At 66.7% G+C, this 16,476-nt stretch carries 16 protein-coding genes; 7 read left to right on the top strand and 9 right to left on the bottom strand.

Annotated features, from left to right (window positions below):
• Positions 1-225 precede the first annotated feature (225 nt).
• The 3 genes from GT613_RS04980 (at position 226) to GT613_RS04970 (ending at position 1,886) form a co-directional block, all read left to right on the top strand.
• Positions 226-1,131, top strand: coding sequence for a papain-like cysteine protease family protein (locus GT613_RS04980; protein ID WP_009304259.1), 906 nt, complete (start codon positions 226-228; stop codon positions 1,129-1,131).
• A gap of 139 nt (positions 1,132-1,270) precedes the next feature.
• Positions 1,271-1,477, top strand: coding sequence for a helix-turn-helix transcriptional regulator (locus tag GT613_RS04975; protein WP_009304258.1), 207 nt, complete (start codon positions 1,271-1,273; stop codon positions 1,475-1,477).
• Complete coding sequence (locus GT613_RS04970; RefSeq protein WP_015760829.1) at positions 1,470-1,886, top strand: hypothetical protein; 417 nt, start codon at positions 1,470-1,472, stop codon at positions 1,884-1,886. Before GT613_RS04975 ends, GT613_RS04970 begins: the two co-directional genes overlap by 8 nt.
• Positions 1,887-1,933: 47 nt before the next feature.
• On the opposite strand, the gene GT613_RS04965 is transcribed toward GT613_RS04970, so the two are convergent.
• A complete protein-coding gene (locus GT613_RS04965; protein WP_035585138.1) occupies positions 1,934-2,737 on the bottom strand; it encodes an MBL fold metallo-hydrolase in 804 nt (267 codons plus the stop codon).
• A gap of 264 nt (positions 2,738-3,001) precedes the next feature.
• Between GT613_RS04965 and GT613_RS04960 the strand changes: the two genes are divergently transcribed.
• On the top strand, positions 3,002-4,063 hold the full coding sequence (locus tag GT613_RS04960) for a PTS transporter subunit IIC (RefSeq protein WP_015760831.1): 1,062 nt from the start codon (positions 3,002-3,004) through the stop codon (positions 4,061-4,063).
• A 91-nt stretch (positions 4,064-4,154) separates the two neighbouring features.
• Here GT613_RS04960 and GT613_RS04955 read toward each other — a convergent pair whose 3' ends face one another.
• The 4 genes from GT613_RS04955 to trxB all read right to left on the bottom strand — a co-directional run bounded on the left by GT613_RS04955 (position 4,155) and on the right by trxB (position 8,677).
• A complete protein-coding gene (locus GT613_RS04955) occupies positions 4,155-4,988 on the bottom strand; it encodes a purine-nucleoside phosphorylase (RefSeq protein WP_009304254.1) in 834 nt (277 codons plus the stop codon).
• 461 nt (positions 4,989-5,449) lie between these two features.
• Entirely contained in the window at positions 5,450-6,487 is a 1,038-nt protein-coding gene (locus GT613_RS04950) for a HemK/PrmC family methyltransferase (protein ID WP_015760832.1), read from the bottom strand.
• Position 6,488: 1 nt separating this feature from the next.
• Entirely contained in the window at positions 6,489-7,562 is a 1,074-nt protein-coding gene (prfA, locus tag GT613_RS04945; RefSeq protein WP_009304252.1) for a peptide chain release factor 1, read from the bottom strand.
• Between the two features lie 140 nt (positions 7,563-7,702).
• Positions 7,703-8,677: a thioredoxin-disulfide reductase gene (gene trxB / locus GT613_RS04940; protein WP_009304251.1), complete on the bottom strand. Its 975-nt coding sequence runs from the start codon at positions 8,675-8,677 to the stop codon at positions 7,703-7,705.
• Positions 8,678-8,885: 208 nt separating this feature from the next.
• Between trxB and msrA the strand changes: the two genes are divergently transcribed.
• Entirely contained in the window at positions 8,886-10,103 is a 1,218-nt protein-coding gene (gene msrA / locus GT613_RS04935; protein WP_161172522.1) for a peptide-methionine (S)-S-oxide reductase MsrA, read from the top strand.
• Positions 10,104-10,241: 138 nt separating this feature from the next.
• On the opposite strand, the gene GT613_RS04930 is transcribed toward msrA, so the two are convergent.
• Positions 10,242-11,585, bottom strand: a complete 1,344-nt coding sequence (locus tag GT613_RS04930; RefSeq protein WP_009304249.1) for an MATE family efflux transporter — start codon at positions 11,583-11,585, stop codon at positions 10,242-10,244.
• Between the two features lie 133 nt (positions 11,586-11,718).
• On the opposite strand from GT613_RS04930, the gene GT613_RS04925 reads away from it, so the two are divergent.
• A complete protein-coding gene (locus tag GT613_RS04925) occupies positions 11,719-12,501 on the top strand; it encodes a MerR family transcriptional regulator (protein ID WP_009608283.1) in 783 nt (260 codons plus the stop codon).
• 82 nt (positions 12,502-12,583) lie between these two features.
• On the opposite strand, the gene trxA is transcribed toward GT613_RS04925, so the two are convergent.
• Positions 12,584-12,892: a thioredoxin gene (gene trxA / locus GT613_RS04920; RefSeq protein ID WP_009304247.1), complete on the bottom strand. Its 309-nt coding sequence runs from the start codon at positions 12,890-12,892 to the stop codon at positions 12,584-12,586.
• 281 nt (positions 12,893-13,173) lie between these two features.
• On the opposite strand from trxA, the gene GT613_RS04915 reads away from it, so the two are divergent.
• Complete coding sequence (locus GT613_RS04915; protein ID WP_114516725.1) at positions 13,174-14,106, top strand: patatin family protein; 933 nt, start codon at positions 13,174-13,176, stop codon at positions 14,104-14,106.
• A gap of 988 nt (positions 14,107-15,094) precedes the next feature.
• Here the strand turns inward: GT613_RS04915 and GT613_RS04910 are convergent.
• Both GT613_RS04910 and GT613_RS04905 read right to left on the bottom strand, forming a co-directional pair.
• Positions 15,095-16,021 carry an ion transporter gene (locus GT613_RS04910; protein WP_009608260.1) on the bottom strand — a complete coding sequence of 309 codons (927 nt, stop codon included), beginning with the start codon at positions 16,019-16,021 and terminating at the stop codon, positions 15,095-15,097.
• Between the two features lie 12 nt (positions 16,022-16,033).
• Positions 16,034-16,357 (bottom strand): heavy metal-binding domain-containing protein, encoded by a 324-nt coding sequence (locus GT613_RS04905; protein ID WP_009608252.1) that lies wholly within the window; start codon positions 16,355-16,357, stop codon positions 16,034-16,036.
• Positions 16,358-16,476: the final 119 nt, after the last annotated feature.

The following is a 16,476-nucleotide window of genomic DNA, read 5'->3' as shown; positions in this document are numbered from 1 at the left end:
TCCCCGGCGCACCTCCATCATTTCGAATACCTTTGCATCCCAGCCGATAACTTGTCGGATTGCTGACCGATCGCCCATAGAGGGGAAACGATCGTCCCAGCTCGCACGAGAAACCCCATACGGCGACTAGACTCGCCTCACGCGAACGAACCCGAGAACCGCTTCCCGCCGAGCGCGAGGAGCGGTTCGACCTATCTTCACCCCTCTATCCGAAAGGAGGCGTTCATGCCGTATCGAGGCTTACTCTATTTCGTTTCCCAAAGCGCCAGCTCCGATTACCGCTCCGACCCGTACGCGACGGAACGCCGCAGCCTCCCGAACCGCACGCACGGCATCCGCTACGCATCCGCGCCGAAACGTTCCACCTGCATCAGGACCTACGCTCCCTCCGAGACGGTGCGCCCCGTATGCGCAAGCTCAACCACCGCCGCCAGCCAAGCAAGCCGAAGCGTCGAGCCGCAGCGCATGCTCAAAGCGGTGTTCGCCATGGTGCTCGTCGCCGTCCTGTCTGCGTTTCTCGGAATCTTCGCCGCGCACGCCCTGTCCGCCGCGATCGACGACGGAGCCTTTCCCCTCATAGGATCGGCCGACGCCGCCACCGCCGAAGACGGCTTCAGCACCCCTCGATCGTCATGGGAACAAGGCGTCGTGCCCACCCTGTATCAGGACGACCCGCAATGGGCCGATCGCCCCTACGGATCGAGGACCGTCGGCGATGCGGGCGCCGCCCCGCTGTGCCTGGCCATGGTGCGCATCGAAGCCACCGGGGACGCCAGCATGGGGCCCGTCGAAGTGGCCTCCCTCTCGCAGAGCAGCGGCTATGCCGACACCGTTGAAGCCACCGGGCTCCTGACCGACGGCGCAGCCCAACTAGGGCTCGCATCGCGAGAGATCGATGCGAACGAGTTGGCCATGCGACGCGAGCTCGTGGGAGACCGTCCCATCATCGCCTCCATGAAAGCAGGCTCGTTCGGATCGTCGGACACCTACATCGTGGTCACCGGCATCGACGAGCACGGCGAACTGGCGGTGGTCGATCCGCTCAGCCGCGATCGGACAAGCCGCCATTGGACGTTCGACGAGATCATCTCGCAAGCCACCGGCCTCTGGTCCTACACGGCGGCCGCGTAAAGTCCGCCGCTCTCCCCGCCATTCAGCGCGCCCGATGGGCGCGCTTTTCTTTTATGGAAAGCATGCTTTACATTGCTGGCGCAGGGGTCTATACTTGATGGAAAGCTAGCTTTACATATTCGCATCGGAGAGGAGCGCCATGGAGAACCGGTTGGAGGAGATCCGCAAGGCGCGCGGCATCAAGCAAGAGGATCTCGCGTTGGAGCTGGGCGTGTCGCGCCAGACCATCAGCTCGCTCGAGAAGGGGCGCTACAACCCTTCCATCCTGCTCGCGTTCAAAATAGCCCGCCGCTTCGGCTTGCAGATCGAAGACGTGTTCATCTACCAGGAGGAAGACCATGAATAGGAAGTCCGCTGTCCTCACGCTGTCCATCGGAATCGCCTGCGCGATCGTCGCCGTCGCGCTGGCTCTCGACCTCGGCGGGATCTCCTCGGTCCTGCCCATCGCCGCGAAGGGCGTGTGGGGCTTCGCCGGATGCGCGGCCGCGCTGCTCGTTTGCGGCGCCTTCGCGCTGGCCCACAAGCCCACGCCGCAGCAGATCATCGAGCAGGGCGACGAGCGCAATGCGGCCATCAACGGGAAAGCGGGACTGTGCGCCTTCGAGGCGTTCTCCATGCTTGCGCCTTTGGCGGCGCTCGCGCTGTACGCCTTCGAGCAGATCAGCACGGCCGGCGTGCTCACGATCATCGCCGTCGAGGTCGTAGCCTCGATCGTCTATTTCGCGCAGATCGCCCGCATGCAGCGGATCATGTAGCGCTGGCTCAGGATCCGGCCCTCCTGTCATCCTGAGCGGAGCGCGCCTCAGCGCGCGCTCACCAGCATGGTCTGATACGCGACCTGCACCGTTGCCGGATGCCCGGCGCGCCGAACCACGGCGGTCAGCGCCTCGCCTGGCAGACGGTACGTGTTGTTGTTCTGCGAGATATGCATGGCCACCACCTGCTCGAGCGCGTCGCTCAACAGCGCCTCCAGCTCGTCTGCGGCCTGCACGTTCGACAAGTGGCCCGTATCCGAGCCCACGCGCCGCTTCACCGGATACGGGTAGGGCCCGTCTTTGAGCATCTGCACATCGTGGTTGCTCTCCAGTGCGAGGATGCGCACATCGCGCAACGCCTCGTCGGCCTCGCCGGTGACGATACCCGTGTCGGTCATGAACCCTACCGCGTCTCCGTCGGCCTCGACCCGGAACCCGCACGACGATGCCGCGTCGTGAGACGTGCGGAAGGCGTGCACCTGCATGCCCGCCAGCGACAGCGCGTCGCCCGAGGAGAACGCCCGTAGGTCGCATGCGCCCTCCAGCACGATGATCTCCTTGCTGGCCGCGCGCACGGCGTCGTCGGCGAACACCGCGGGCTCGATGCCCAGCTTCGCCAGGCCGCGCAGCACCACGCCGAGGCCCTTCGTATGGTCGGTATGGTCGTGCGTGATGAGGACGGCCTCGAGGTTCGCCGGATCGAACCCGGCCTCGTCGCAACGCGCGAAGAAATCGCGCTTGCAGATGCCGCAATCCACGAGCACGCCCTTGCCCGTGGCGGTATCCTCGACTACGGCCGCGTTGCCGCGGCTTCCGCTGGCCAGCACGTGCAATGCAAGTCGTTGGTTCATAGGGTTCGCTTCCCGCATCTCTTCTCGGTGTCTCAGTCGGCCTCCGATTGTACCCGAATGCGCGCCCCTCGCGCCCCGCATCCCCAAACGCTCAAAAGGGCGTCCCGAATGGCACGGTTCCTGCCCGGGTTTTTCCTTTCAAAACGCGCCGCGCGCGGGCGGAATTGCCGCCGATCGGGAATCAACGGTTCCCCGCGCCGCCCGTTTCGCCTACTATGGTTCCTCATACGAACATGCAGGTCGAACCAAGGGGGACGGGGTATCATGGCATCAACTGTCGCAGCGTTTCTAGAGCGCAAGGATATCGAGGTCACTTTCCAACGCTACGCCATCGACGCGTTGTCGGCCATGGCGCAGGGTCTGTTCGCTTCGCTTCTCATCGGCACCATCCTGAGCACCGTGGGCGATCTTTCGGGCTTGGCGTTCTTCAACCAAATCGGCACGTTCGCCAAAAGCGTGGCGGGGCCGGCCATGGCCATCGCCATCGGATACGCGCTGCACACCCCGCCGCTCGTGCTGTTCTCGCTGGCCGCTGTGGGCTTCGCCGCCAACGACGCAGGCGGCGCGGGCGGCCCCTTGGCCGTGCTGGTCGTCGCCGTGGTCGCCTCCGAGCTGGGCAAGGCCGTGTCCAAGGAGACGAAAGTGGACATCATCGTCACGCCCGCCGTCACCATCCTAGGAGGCTGCGGGCTGGCTCTGATGGCTGCACCGTGGATCGGCGCGCTGGCCTCGTCGGTGGGCGGGTTCATCATGTGGGCCACCGAGCTGCAGCCCTTCTTCATGGGCGTCATCGTGTCGGTTGTCATCGGCATCGCGCTGACGCTGCCCATCTCGTCGGCGGCCATCTGCGCCGCTCTCGGGCTGACGGGGCTCGCGGGCGGCGCGGCGCTGGCAGGGTGCTGTGCCCAGATGGTGGGCTTCGCCGTGCTGAGCTTCCGCGAGAATCGCTGGGGCGGCCTGCTGTCGCAGGGTCTGGGAACCTCCATGCTGCAGATGGGAAACATCGTGAAGAAGCCGCTGATCTGGGTGCCGGCCATCGTCGCCTCGGCCGTCACCGGGCCGGTGGCCACGTGCGTGTTCCAGCTGAGCCAGAACGGACCCGCCGTGGCATCGGGCATGGGAACGTGCGGGCTCGTAGGCCCCATCGGCGTGTACACCGGCTGGATATCGGGCATGGAGGCCGGGGCGGCCGCGCCCGGCGCGTTCGACTGGATCGGCCTCGCGCTGGTCTGCTTCGTTCTGCCGGCGCTTATCGCCTGGGCCGTGGGCGCGCTCATGCGCAAGGCCGGCCTCATCGCCGAAGGGGATCTACTGCTGGAGGCGTAAGGCGCCAGCACGGAGCGCCGGCGCATGCGCAGCCGCTCGCGCCGGCGCTCCCTTCACAGCCGCTTCCTTCGCAGCGGCTCCCCCTCTCCTACTACAGCTGCTCGACGATGCCCGTGATCAGGCGCGAGAAATCGCCCTCGCGCGTCTTCGCCACGTCCAGCACCTCGAGTCCCGTGGGGCTTGCGCCCTCGATGCCGCAGCCCATGTTCGACACCAGCGAGATGCCCAGCACGCGCATCCCCACGTGCCGCGCGGCGATGACTTCCTCGCACACGCTCATCGCCACCGTATCGGCGCCCCACGAACGGAACATGCGGATCTCGGCCGGCGTCTCGAAGCTGGGTCCGAGCGCGCCCAGGTACACGCCCTCTCGCACCCGCACGCCGCGCTCGGCCGCCACGTCGTGGGCGATGGCGCGCAGCTCGGGGTCGAACGCGTCCAGCATGGAGAAGAAGCGGTCCGACAAGTTCGCCGGGTCGGGCGCGGCGATGGGATTGCGCCCCGTGAAATTGATCTGATCGGCCATGATACAGAAATCGCCCACCTCGTAGTTCGGGTTGAGCGCACCGGCCGCGTTCGTGGTGATAAGCGTGCGCACGCCCAGGCGCTCCATGAGCCACACCGGGTAGGCCACCTCCTGGGCGCTGTTCCCCTCGTAGGCGTGCAGACGACCCTGCATGGCCAGCACGCACTTGCCGCCCAGCGTGCCGCAGACGAAGCGGCCCACATGGCTTTCGGCCGTACTCGTCTTCATGCGCGGCACCTCCGCGTAGGGGATGCTCGCCGCATCGGCGATCTCGTTCGCCAGCGGATTCAGGCCCGAACCCAGCACGAGGCCGATCGTCGGTTCGCGACCTTCCAGCCGCTGGCGCAGCACGTAGGCCGAAAGCGTCAGGTTGTCGTCGAGGATGTTGCGTTCAAGCATGGAAGCCCTCCGTTCGTAGGTTTCGTCCTATTATAGCCGTCCACGCGCGAGCGTCCGGGACGGACGGACGCTCGCAGCAGCGATCTCGGCGGGTTCGGCGCGGGTTCGGCAGTTCCGGCGGGTTCCACGAGCGCCGATTTTGCGCGGAGGCGGCGCCGACGGGCCTCGCGCACCGTTTCGCTGGGGTCACGTGCAGCAAAATCGAGGTTTTGGCACCGACGACCCGCCCGGACACCGCGTTTTGCAGGGATCGCGAACCGCGACCTGGGGTTTCGCTTCGGCATCCTTCGAAGAAGGAGCTGGGAACCGGCCGATGACTGCCAAAACCTCGTTTTTGCCGCACATCCGAGGGCGAAACCGTGCAACCGGCAGCGCATAAGCCTGTCCTGCCCGCGCGGGACGCCGCGTCCTGCCGGAAGCGCCGGGGCTCGCACGGAAACCGCGCCGCCCCGAAGATCCGTCTACACGGCGCGCTTTCGGGCGGTGAGGACGCGGGGGCGCCCGGCGAGATCGGCCGTGACGCGAACATCGGAGAAGCCGGCCTCTTCGGCAAGGCGGGCGGCCTCGTCCAGGCAGGTCTCGTGCAGCTCGAAGGCGAAGCCGCCGCCCTCCTTGAGGGCGCGGCGGCACCAGGGAAGCAGGCGGCGCAGCACGTCAAGCCCGTCGGCGCCGCCGTCGAGCGCGAGCGCAGGCTCGAATTCGGCCACCTCGCGGGGGATATCGTCCATGACGGCCGTGGGCACGTACGGCGGGTTGGACACCACGAGGTCGAACGCGCCCATGAGCGTAGGATCGACGCCCTCGCCCAGATCGCACGACAGCACCTCGACGCGGTCGCCCAGCTCGAGGGCAGCCACGTTGTCGCGAGCGAGCGCGACGGCCTCGGGCACGATGTCGGTCGCCACCACGCGCGCGAGCGGATGCTCGTAGGCGACGGAGCAGGCGATGCAGCCGGAACCGGTGCAGAGGTCGGCCACGAGCAGCTCGGGGGGCTCGGGAGCGGGTTCACCCGAGGCGACGGCCGGCGTCGATTCATCCTCGGCGACGCCCTGGTCGGCCGTTCGCTCGGGGCGTTGCTCCCCGGCTTCGCCTTCCGGCCAAGGGACAGGGGGAAGGTCGTCTTCCGGCCATGCATGCTGCGCCACCCGCTTCGGCGCCGCCGGCAGCAGCGCCAAGGCTTCACTGACCAGCACCTCGGTCTCGGGGCGCGGGATCAGCACGCCGGGGCGAACCTTCACCGTGATATGGCGAAATCCGACCTCGCCCGTGATGTACTGCAGAGGCTCGCCCTTGCCGCGGCGCGTGACGTAGGCGCGCAGCACATCGCGCTCCTCCATCGACAGCGGCTGCTCGAAATTCGCGTACAGCTCGATGCGGGAAAGGCCGGTCGCTTCGGACAGCAGCCACTGCGCGGACAGCCGCGGGTTCTCGTCGCCCTTGCGCTCGAGGTAGCCCACCGTCCAATCAAGGGCGGCCTGAATGGTCCAGATGTCGTTCAATCTAGACCGCGGCTTCCAGCTTCTGCGCGCGGTCGGCGGCCTGCAGAGCGGTGATCACGTCTCCCAGGCCGTCGCCCAGAAGCACGCCGTTGTACGTGCCGTTGAAGCCGATGCGGTGGTCGGTCACGCGGTCCTGCGGGCCGTTGTACGTGCGGATCTTCTCGGAGCGGTCGCCCGATCCGATCTGCGCGAGGCGCTTCGCGCCCTCGGCGGCCTGCTGCTCGGCCAACATCTTCTCGTACAGACGGGCGCGCAGCACGGCCATGGCCGCGATCTTGTTCTGCAGCTGCGACTTCTGATCCTGCGACTGCACCACGAGGCCCGAAGGCAGGTGCGTGATGCGCACGGCCGAGTCGGTGGTGTTCACGCACTGGCCGCCCGGGCCGCCGGCGCGGTACACGTCGATGCGCAGATCGTTCTCGTTGATCTCGACCTCCACCTCGTCGGCCTCGGGCAGCACGGCCACGGTGGCCGTGGAGGTGTGGATGCGGCCCTGGCTCTCGGTCTTCGGAACGCGTTGCACGCGGTGCACGCCGCTCTCGAACTTCATGACCGAGTACACGTGGTCGCCTTTGACCTTGAACTGGATCTCCTTGAAGCCGCCGGCTTCGGAGGCCGACATGTCCATCGTCTCGGTCTTCCAGCCTTGCGCGCTCGCGAACCGCTCGTACATCTTGTACAGCTCGCCCGCGAAGATGGCCGCCTCGTCGCCGCCGGCAGCTGCGCGGATCTCTACGATGATGTCCTTGTCGTCGGCCGGGTCGGCCGGGATCAGCATGAACTTGATATCCTCTTCGAGCGCCGGCAGCTTCGCCTCGATGCCGGCGATTTCCTCCAACGCGAATTCCTTCATGTCCGGATCGGCCAGCATCTCCCTGGCTTCGGCCAGATCGTCGGCCGCCTGCACGTACTCGCGCGCCTTCTTCGCCAGAGGACCCTGGTTGGCGTACTCTTTGGCCAGGCGGTTGTATTCCTTCTGATCTGCGAGGACTGCCGGATCGCCCATCTTCGCCTGCACATCCTCGTAGGCTTCGATGATCTTCGTCAGCTTCTCGCGCATATCGTTATCCTGCATGATGGGTGCTGTCCTTTTCGACGTGGTTCCCGTGCTCGCGCGCCCCGCGCGCCAAGAACGCCCGCTCCAAGCATGCGGAGCGGGCGCCTATGCTGTAACTGGTTTATGATAGCAGATCGACCGTCGATCCGCATCTTATCCTAGATCGCCAGATACTCTGCGGCCTCTTCGGCGCAGACGGCGCCGTCGGACACGGCGGTCACCACCTGGTGCAGGAACTTCGTGCGCACGTCGCCCGCGGCGAACACGCCGGGCACCTCGGTCGCGCACGACTCATCGGCCACGATGTATCCCGTTTCGTCGCACTGCAGCGCGCCGCCCAGAAACTCGGTGTTGGGCTCGGTGCCAACGGCCACGAACAGGCCGTCCACGGCGATGTCGCGCTCCTCGCCCGTCTCGAGCATCTCGAGGCGCACGCCGGCCAGCTTGCCCTCGTCGGCCACGAGCTTGCGGGGCACGGCGTTCCACACGAACTCGAGGTTCGGCAGGTCCTCCAGGCGCTTGTGGTAGATGGCCGTGGCGCGCAGCTTGTCGCGCCGGTGCACGAGGTACACTTTCTTGCAAATGCGCGACAGATAGATGGCGTCGCCCGCGGCCGTGTTGCCGCCGCCCACCACCATGACCTCCTTGTCGCGGAAGAAGTTGCCGTCGCACGTGGCGCAGTACGACACGCCGCGCCCTTGCAGGTCCTCCTCCAGCTCGAGTCCCAGCTTGCGCGGGCGCGCGCCCGTGGCGATGATCACGCTCTTGGCGCGGTACTCGTTGAACGCGGTGGTCAGAACCTTCGGGTTCTGGGTGAAGTCGACCGACACCACCTCTTCGCCGACGTTGCTCGCGCCGAAACGATCGGCCTGCTGCTTCATGGCGAAGGCCAGTTCGAAGCCTCCCGTTCCCTCGGGAAAGCCCGGGTAGTTCTCCATGTGCTCGGTCTGAGCAAGCTGTCCGCCCGGCGAGATGCGCTCGAACAGCACCACGTTCAAGCCTGCGCGCGCGGCGTACAGTCCCGCCGTGAGCCCGGCCGGACCGGCTCCGATGACGGCGACGTCGATGACGTCGTTCGTCGATGCCGCCTTGCACGCGGCAGATGTTTCGTTGCTCGCGGTTTCCTCGGTCATGCATGCCTCCTGGTTTCGCGGGTATCCGTGTTTTCCGAGTGTAAGTATAAGGTACGTCGCCTAAATGTCACAAACTTGGCACCAATATGCGCTAAAACGGCAGGAACGGAGCGCGACCGGCAACGCATGCGTGACGGATTCCAGCATGCGCCCCGCGTCCGCCCCCTCCGCACTACCATGAATGCGATCGCTATCGAAAGGACCGGGCATGAATCACGCGAGCAACATGACGAACGCGGATTCGGCAGGGAGCGAAACCCCCGCCGAGCTACGCACCCTGTATCTTGCCGGAGGATGCTTCTGGGGGCTCGAAGCCTATCTGAAACGACTGCCGGGCGTTCGCGGAACCGTCGTCGGCTACGCGAACGGTTCCACCGAGAACCCCAGCTATCACGACGTATGTCGCTGGAACACGGGTCACGCCGAAACCGTGGCCGTAACCTACGACCCGCGCGTGCTGCCCACCGACGTGCTGCTGGACGCCTTCTTCGAGGCCATCGACCCCACGTCGGTCGACCGTCAGGGAAACGACCGCGGCACCCAGTACCGCTCGGGCATCTATTGGACCGACGAGGCCGACCTGCCCGCCATCGAGGCGTCGCTGCTGCGCCAGCAGGCGCGCTATACGAGCCCCATCGTCACCGAGGTGGAGCCGCTCGACGGCTTCTACCCCGCCGAGGAGTACCACCAGAACTACCTCGAGAAGAACCCGGGCGGCTACTGCCACATCGACGTTCGCAGCGCCGACGCGTTCGCCGAGCGCATGGGACTCGAGGAAGGCCGGGCCTGCGTGCAGGTGGACGGGCTGTGCGAACCGCTCGCGTTGGGCGAGGGCGCCGCGACGGCGGGCGCGGTCGAGCGCGAGGACATCCCCGCGCCGTCCGTGTCGCGTCGCGCAGACGGGCCGCGCAACGAAGACGGCCTTGCAGATGCGGACGTGGACGCGCTCATCCGCGAGGCGGGCTACGCCGCCCCCTCCGACGACGAGCTGCGCCGCATGCTGTCGGCCGACCAGTACCGCGTTACGCGCATGAACGCTACCGAGCCGCCCTTCCGCAACGCCTACGACCGCACGTTCGAACCGGGCATCTACGTGGACGTGACCAGCGGCGAGCCGCTGTTCTCCTCGGCCGACAAGTTCGATGCCGGATGCGGCTGGCCCGCCTTCTCGCGCCCCATCGCGCGCGAGGTGGTCACCGAGCGCCTCGACCGGCCGCTGGGCACCTATCGAACCGAGGTCCGCAGCCGTGCGGGCGATGCTCATCTCGGCCACGTGTTCACCGACGGCCCGGCCGAGACGGGCGGGTTGCGCTACTGCATCAACAGCGCAGCGCTGCGCTTCGTGCCCTACGCGCGCATGGACGCCGAAGGCTACGGCTACCTCAAGCCCCTCGTCGAGCAAGAGCTCGACCCCGCATCATCCTGAGCGAAGCAGCGGAAGCCGCGAAGTCGAAGGATCCCGTGCGGCGCCAGCGGGGAATCTCACGGCTGGCGCCGCACGGGATCCTTCGCGTCCCCGCTGCGCGGGGCCTCCCTGCGCTCGCTCAGGATGACAGGGCGCCCGCTAGCAGGCCTCGCTTGCCGCGGGCTCTGCCGCGCGATCGGGCCGACGCGCGCGATGACGGTAGCGCAGCAGAGCGGCGGCCGCCACGGACAGCACCATCTGCACGGCGGTCACCGACAGCCAGATGCCGTCGAGCCCGAACAGGCGCGCCGCGCCGAACACGATGAGGACGACCAGCAGCGCCTCGCCGTACACGATGGCGCTCGACGCCTTCGCGTCGTCCACCGCGTAGAAATACGAAGTGGACGCATGGGTGAACCCGTAGAACACGTACGCGGTGGAGAAGACGGGCAGCGCGTACGCGATGAGCCCTGCCGTCTCGTCGGACGCCCCGAACAGCAGCGGCACCTGATTCCGCAGCAGGTACATGGCCGCCAACCCCAACACGCCCAGGCTGATGGTGATCAGGTAGTTCGTGTTGCGGAAGCGGCGCACGCCGTCGGCGTCGCCCGCGCCGTAGTGCTTGGAGATGAGCGGCTGCGAGCCGTCGCCCACGCCCTGGATGAGCATCTGGATGACGCAGGCGGTGTACGACACCACTGCGTAGGCCGCCAGCGCCTGCTCGCCGCCGTACATCGACAGGTTCACGTTGATGGCCACCACCGTGGCCTCGGGCAAAAGGGTCAGCCCGAACGGCGCCAGCCCCAACCGCAGCGCATGCAGCGCGATATGCCGGTCGGGACGCAAGTCGGCCACGGCGATGCGGTTCTCCCTTTTCAGGAAAAAGCCCAGCACCAGCAGAAACGCCGAAACCTGCGAGACCACGGTGGCCGCCGCCGCACCGGCGGTGCCCATGCCCAGCAAGATGACGAACACGTAGTCAAGCGCCACGTTCATCAAGCCGGCGAACACCTGCACGGCCATCGCGTAGGCCACTTTCCCCTGGTTGCGGATAAGCGGCGTGCAGCCGGTCACGAGGATCTGGAACGGGACGCCCCAGGCGATGACGCCCGTGTACGCCGCCGCCTGCGCCAGCGTCTCGCCCTGGCCTCCTAAAAGCTCGCAAATGGGCGTCGCCAGCGTGAACAGCAGCGCCATGATGGGCACGGCGGACAGCGCGAGCATCGTGAGCGTGGTGCCCATGGCGCGCCGCGCCTTCGCCTCGTTTCCGGCGCCGCGCGCGATGGACGAGATCACGCCGCCGCCCATGCCGACGCCCGTGCCCACGGCCATGATGAACGCCACCAGCGGGAAGGCTACGTTGATGCCGGCCAGGCCCGCGTCTCCTACCGCGTGTCCCACGAACACGCCGTCGATGATGCTGTACACGCCGCCCAGCGTGAACGTGATCATCGTGGGGACGATGTATTTCAAATACTCTTTGAGCATGCCTCTAGTAATCATGTCATGTCGCTCCGATATGCAATTTGCTGAGATTTTTTCCGCATGGTACTCTAAACCTTAAAGCTGCTTTAAGGTAAAGCCCGCAATGTGCGGGATTCGCCGAATCTTCAGACCATCGATAAGGAACGCGCCCATGACCTTGCCCCGCCTCTACGACATCAAAGAAGCAGCCCGCTACCTGGGCGTCGCCTCCTCCACGCTGCGCTATTGGGAAAGCGAGGGCCTCGTGCAAGCCGGACGGGGCGAAGCGAACGGCTACCGCCAGTATTCGCTGCACGATCTCATCGAGGCCAGCGAGATCGCGTTCTACCGCAAACTGGGCGTGCCGGTCAAGGAGCTGCGGGGGTACCGAGCGCTTTCGGCGCGCAGCCTGGACGAGGCCCTCGCGCGCACCGAGGACGGCGTCGAGCAGCGCATCGCCGAGCTGGAAGCCACGAAGGCGCGCCTCGCCCGCCAGCGCGCGCTCAACGCGAAAGCCGAGGAGCTGCGACGGGCGGGCATGCAGCCCGGCTCCCCGGCCATCGGCAGCCTGAGCGCCATCGACTACGATGCCGCGGCTCCCTGGAAGCTGCTCGTGGAGGAGCCCTGGCGCTACGGGGTGGTCGTCTTTGCGGACAAGCCTGACGAGGTTTACGAGTCGGCCGTGGACGCAGGCGCGCAGGACGGTGCCGTGCTTTGGCGCCGATCGAGCGCTCACGACGAGACGACCTGCCGGGAGTGCCTGCTCAAAGTGTCCCCCACTGCCGACGCCAGCAACGCCGCCGCGCTGTTCGCCGAAGCCTCCCGCCAAGGCATCGAGCCTCAGGCGGTGGTGGGAAACTACCTTCTGACGGCATCGGACGAAACAGGACGCTGGGACTGCCATCGCGCCTGGGTGGTGGGGGAAACGCCGCGCGATCCCGCAGACGACCGGTAAGCCCGGGCGACATCCGGCATGCGGGCGCAAAAAAGCCCCCTCCGAGCGGAGAGGGCTTCGCCGCCTCAGGCCGAGGAAGAAGCTAGCCGATCATCGAGAGGATGTTCTGCTTGGGCTGCACGCCCACGGCCTGGTTCTTCACCTGGCCGTTTTCGAACACCATGAGAGTGGGCACGCTCATGACGCCGTACTTCTGCGCGATGTCGGGGCTCTGGTCGATGTCGAGCTTGTAGACGGCTGCCTTGCCGGCCGTCTCGGCGGCAACCTCGTCGAGCGTGGGCGCGAGCATCTTGCACGGACCGCACCACGTGGCGAAGAAGTCCACGAGAACGGGACCCTGCGCATCAAGCACCTTGGACTGGAAATCGGAAGAAGAAACGACCTCGCTCATGTTAAAGCCTCCTTTGTAGGGGCCGCGCGCATCTCTCACCCGCGGCAATTCTTGTTCGCATCGTATTGTAAACGCGTTTGCTCAACTGTGCATCAAATTGTTACGGTTCGGAGCATGAATCTCGACATTCCCGACATTTTCGCCCGGTGAACGGTCGTCGAGGACGGTCTCCTCCATCGTTGCTCCACAGACGGCGGCCTTGTTGCACGTCTTGCCTGCGAATGCTCGAGGGGCGGGCGCGCTGAGATATAATCGGAGACGACCCACAGAAAGGAACCCGCATGAGCGAAACGACCGAGCACGCCTTCGCAGCACCCGCCTCCTCGCCCGCATCGTCGCACGTGCCCGCTTGGCGCGGACACGGCACCGTCCCGGTGAACCTCGTGCTGGAAGGCGGCGCCATGCGCGGCCAGTTCACGGCCGGCGTGCTGGACTTCTTCATGGATCAGAAGCTGTTCTGCGAGCGCGTCATCGGCGTGTCGGCGGGTGCGCTGTGCGGCTACAACTACGTGGCCGGCGAAGACGGCCGCACGTGCTACCTCAACACGAAGTACTGCGACGACTGGCGTTATCTGTCCATGAAGAGCTTCGTGCGCACCGGCAACGCCTGCGGGCGCGAGTTCGCCTTCGACGAGATCCCCAACCGCCTGGAGCCGTTCGACTACGCCGGGTTCGACCAGTCGCCCATGCAGCTGATCGCCGTTTCCAGCGACCTCGTCACCGGCGAGGCGGACTACCACCCCTTCGCCGACTCGCTGGCCGACCTGCCCTACCTCATCGCGTCGTCGTCCATGCCGCTGGTCAGCCAGATCGTGGACGTCGACGGCAAGCTGCTGCTGGACGGCGGCACCTGCGACAGCGTGCCCATTATGTACTCGATGCTGACGGGCGCGCGCAAGCACATCGTGGTGCTCACGCAGGCGACCGACTACGTGAAAGGACCGAACAAGCTCATGGCCATCCTGCGCCAGCGCTATGGACTGTACCCCCACTACCTCGAGCGCCTGCAGCACCGCCACTACGAGTACAACCGCACGTACCGCGCGCTGCCTCGCCTGCACGATGCCGGAAAGCTGTTCCTCATCAGGCCTCCCGAGCCGGTTACCGTGGGCAGCATGGAGCGCGACGCCGACAAGCTGTTCGCGCTCTACGAGCAGGGCTACGCCGAAGCGGCCCGTCGCTGGCCCGCGCTCCAGGCGTACCTGGAGGCGTAAAGGCCGGCTCAGCGCACCCGCATCGCAAGGCGTCCCGTTCGCACGAACGGCCTGCGCATGTGGCCCTCTTCCCGCGCAGTTGTCCGGCGCACAGCGGCGCGCCCGCGCCGAAGCCGCAGGACGTCGCGCCACGCTCTCGCCCGCATCGAAGCCGCAGGACGTCGCGTCGCGCTCGCGCCCGTGTAGAACCGCGCCCGCGCCCCCACCGCACCACGGATGCGCAGAACCGGCGGAGCCCGCGCGGGCGACGCGATCCGGCTCCGACCCCTCCTCGCCTCGAGGCACCCTGATGCGCTCAAATGTTTCACGTGAAACAATCTGGTGCTTGAGAACAGATGTTTCACGTGAAACATTCGGATCCTTCGCCGTTTCTAGCGGTTCGCCAAGGGCGGCTCGATCCCGGTGCCCCCTCTTTCGCGGCATGCGGGGGCGGGACTCGCGGGCGGAGCGCGAGGCGCGCGGGACGGGCAGGCAAAGCGCAGGGCGCGCGGGACTCGCGGGCGGAGCGCGGGGCGCGCGGGGCGGGAGGGCAAGCCGTCGCGTCCGACGCGAATGGGCTCGCTTCAGCATCGGCCTGACGACAGGCTGGCAAGCGGGATGGCAGAGATTGCACGCTATGCACGATTATTTGGGTCCGTCGTCAAAGGCGTAGGAAGAAAACCCAGGTCGGAAGAAACGGCGATGGCGGCGAATCGTGCATAGCGTGCAATCTCTGCCATGCAGAGGCATGCAGAGGCGACGCGAGCGGGGGCACGGGCGACCCGCCGTAGAGCCTATGCCAACACGGGCTCCACCCTGCACCCCGCTTCGACGCGCCCGATTATTTCACGTGAAGCAATCGGGCGCTTGAGAGCAAATGTTTCACGCGAAGCATCTTGGCCGCGCGCAGGTGCCGCGTGCCGAAAAATCACACGCGGACGGACCAGGCGCGCGGGGACCAGGCGCGCGGGTGCGGCGCTCCAGAGGGTCTGACGGGAACGCAGGCTCCCTAGGCGTCGCGGTCCGCTTCCCCGCCTTCGGCCGGCCCGCCTTCCGCAGCGCGCTCGTCGAAGCCTCCTTGCAACGCGTCGGCATCGAGCCGGTCGCGCGCATCCTGAGCCCGGAACTCGGACACGAACCCAGCTGAGAAGATGCCGGCCGGAATGGCCACCACGCCGATTGACAGGAGCATCGTGCAGAAGCCGACGAGGCGCCCGGCGGCCGTGACGGGCACGAGGTCGCCGTAGCCCGTGGTGGTGATGGTGGTCATCGCCCAGTACATGCCCGTGAACACGCTGTCGAACTTCTCGGGCTGCACGGGATGCTCGATTTCGTACATGAGCACGCTGGCCGTTACGGTGAGCAGGGCGAGCACCATGAATGCCGCCACGATCTCCGGGCGGCGCTTTCGGAACACGCACGCGATGGAGCGCAGACCGCGCATGTAGCGCGACAGCTTGATAAGGCGCACGAGGCGGACGATGCGAGCCGCGTTCAGCATGGGGGACGACACGGGCACGAACAGCACGAGCAAACCGGGCGCGAAGGCCAGCAGGTCGATGATCCCCATCGGCGACAGCGCGTAGCGCATGCGTGCGCGAGCGGGCGATGCGTCGGGATGGACGAGGTCGGCAGTCCACAGGCGCGCAGCGTACTCCAAGCCGAAGCACACGCTGGACGCCAGCCCGAAGGCCAGAAGCGCCGCCGACACCCCGGCCGGGATGCCGGGCTGCGTCTCGGCGAACACGAGGATCGCGTTCGCGACGATGAGCGCGAACAGCGCGATGCCCACGATGCGCGCGACGGCGTTGCCGCGCCGCACGTCCTCGAGCGCAAAGTACGCCTGCCGCTTGAACGCCGAGGGGGCGCGGCGGGGCGCGCGCTTCGCATCCCGCGCACCCCCCGCGTGCCCTGCGTTTCGCCTCGCTGCGCCCATCGCGTCGGCCCCTTACGCCTGCTCGAGGGTCACGGCGGTGCCGGAGGCGGTCACCATAAGCATGTTGCCTTGACCCAGCACCTCGTAATCCATGTCCACGCCCACCACGGCGTGCGCGCCCATGGAGGCCGCACGCTGCTCCAGCTCCTGCAGAGCCTCGTTGCGGGTCTGCAGAAGCTCCTGCTCGTAGCCCTCGCTGCGGCCGCCCACGATGTTGCGGATGCCCGCGCCGAAATCGCGCAGGAAGTTGATGCCGGTGATAACCTCGCCGAACACGATGCCGTAGTAGCCGGTGATGCGGTAGCCTTCGACGGAGGGGGTAGTGGTCACGATCATGGGCGTTCCTTTCAACGGACGAGCGAACCGATGCGCTTTGCGTGTCCGTTAGCATACCACGATCAGCGCGGAGCCGAGGGTGTACAATAGCAACGTTTACCTGCACCTATGCCAAACAT

Source organism: Eggerthella sp. BIOML-A4 (assembly GCF_009875575.1).
Lineage (GTDB): Bacteria > Actinomycetota > Coriobacteriia > Coriobacteriales > Eggerthellaceae > Eggerthella > Eggerthella lenta.
This window is presented reverse-complemented; position numbering and strand designations above follow the sequence as displayed.